Source organism: uncultured Winogradskyella sp. (genome assembly GCF_947501905.1).
In the GTDB taxonomy this organism is placed as follows: domain Bacteria; phylum Bacteroidota; class Bacteroidia; order Flavobacteriales; family Flavobacteriaceae; genus Winogradskyella.
The window spans coordinates 1-2,422 of sequence record NZ_CANMXL010000012.1 but is presented as its reverse complement, the minus strand read 5'-3'; the positions used below and the strand labels follow the sequence as shown (position 1 = coordinate 2,422).

Annotated in this window: 1 protein-coding gene; it reads right to left on the bottom strand. The window is 39.3% G+C overall.

Features of this window, described 5'->3' with window-relative positions; genetic code table 11:
• Positions 1-2,422 (bottom strand): Ig-like domain-containing protein (locus tag Q0770_RS14635; RefSeq protein ID WP_299118178.1); only part of this gene is annotated, 2,422 nt, incomplete at both ends.

The window sequence follows — 2,422 nt, the reverse complement described above, 5'->3', positions numbered from 1 at the left end:
CCATTATCAGGCACGACTTGAATAGTTACTGTAGCGGTATCACAAGCAGGCGTAGGAGTATTATCATCACATATCGTGTATGTAAAAGTATCTTCACCTTCAAAACCTGGGTTAGGCGTGTAAGTGTAAGTTCCATCAGGATTTACAACCACAGTACCATTACTAGGGTCTGTGTTATCTGTTACCGTAATAGGGTCACCATCCGGATCAAAGTCATTAGATAGTACAGTACCCGATACAGGCGTATCGACTTCAGTAGTATTAGTATCATCGTTTGCTACCGGCGGTTCATTACCAGAAGTAGGTACAGGTGCCACTTCTATAGTTACCGTAGCGGTATCACAAGCGATAGGATTACCAGCATCACACACTTCATAAGTAAATGAATCTTCACCTACGAAATCAGTGTTTGGTGTATAGGTATATGTGCCATCAGGATTGAACACTAGCGTACCGTTAGTAGGCTGTGTTGTTGCCGTAAACGTTTCCGTACCAGCAGGTCCATCAGGGTTAAGGTCATTAGTGCTTACATCACCAGAAACAGGTGTGTTAACAAATGTATCATTGATATCATTGATAGCAGTAATACAATTTGCAAGTATTGTAACTTCAACGGTAGTTGTACATAAGTTGGCATCAATAACATTTACAGTATAAACACCTGCTAATAAATCATTAAACGTTCCATTATTTTGGTTGGTACCACCATCAATATTATATGTGTATGGCGCAGTTCCGTCTTGAGCTTCAACTGTTACGCTTCCGGTTGCAGAACAAACAATATCAGTCTGAGAAGTAATACTAGCAGTTAGAGCAGCTAGAGGTTGTTCAACAGTAGCACTGTCAGTAATGGTACATCCATTAGCATCAGTAATTGTTACAGAATAAGTTCCTGCAGAAAGATTTGTAATGTCTTCAGTAGTTGCTCCATTTGACCATAAGAAAGTATAATCTGTAGTTCCGCCATTGACTGTTAAGTCTAAAGAACCTGTGTTTTCTCCATGACAAGCTACATCTGTTACAGCTATTCCTGTACTTAGAGCAGTTGGCTCATTTACAGTAGTAGAGCTCACAGAATCACAACCAGTATCTATATCACTTACAGTAACAGTATAAGTGCCTGCTGCTAAACCTGATATAAATTGTGTAGTTTCTCCATTACTCCATAAATAAGTAAAATTACCTAAACCACCAGTTACATTAACAGTTGCTGTTCCATCATTTCCTCCATTACATGATACGGGGGTAGAAGAAGCTACAGCAGAAAGGTTTCTACAGTCACCGTCATTTACGGTAACAGTAGTAGTAGCAGTACAACCATTTAGGTCAGTTACAATAACTGTATAGTTACCGTCACTTAAACCTGTTACAGTTTGAGTTGTTGCTCCACCAGGAGACCATAAGTATGTATAACCTGGTGTTCCACCAGATGGATTTGCAGTTACAGTTCCATCATTAGTTGTAGGTCCAGTCTCATCTGTAGATGTAGCTGTAACACTAATAGCCGTAGATGGCTCAGTAATTGTAATACTTTCTTCAACTGGAGAACATACAGTACCATCAATGGTAACACTAACTGTATATACACCAGCAGCTAAGCCAGTAATAGAGCTTGTTGTATCTGTATCATTTTGATTGGCTGCTGGTATTGCAGGACTCCAAATAAAAGTAAATGTAGCATTTGGATTTGCTATAGAACTTGCGCTAATAGTTGCATTACCTGTACTATCTCCTTTACATAATATGTTGTCTATATCACCAACAGCTATTACAGCATCACAATCACTTACACAATTGATTACTACACTTTGTACCGCAGTACAGCCATTAGCATCAGTAACTGTAACTGAATATTGAGTACCTCCAGTTATATCTCCTGAAAGGTTAGTAGCTGTTTGTGTTGTTTGACCGTCACTCCATAAATATGTATAAGCTCCAGTACCTCCTGAAGGAGTCGCAGTAGCTGTACCATTAGCACACCCTAAAGTTGCATTCGCATTGGTTTTTGTTAACTCTATGCTTATTACCTCAGGCTGTGTAATTTGTACTGGGGTAGATAATGTTGCAGTACACCCATTTCCATCAGTAACAATAACATTATAGCTATCAGCAGCTAAACCAGAAAGATCTTCTGTGTTAGCGCCATTAGACCAAGCATAAGTATATGGTAATGTTCCGCCATTAACAGTTAAATCAATAGATCCTGAATTATCTCCATTACATAGTAAGTTTGTACCAGTAGCTTGTACAGTAAGCTCAGCATCAGGTTGAGTAATAGTAGCGCTAGTAGTTTCAGTACATCCGTTAGCGTCAGTAATAGTATAGTTATAAGTACCAGCAGCCAAACCAGAATGAGTTTGGTCAGTTGTTACGTCAGTTGCCGTAAAGTCACCAGAAATATCATAAGGGCTAGTTCCACCAG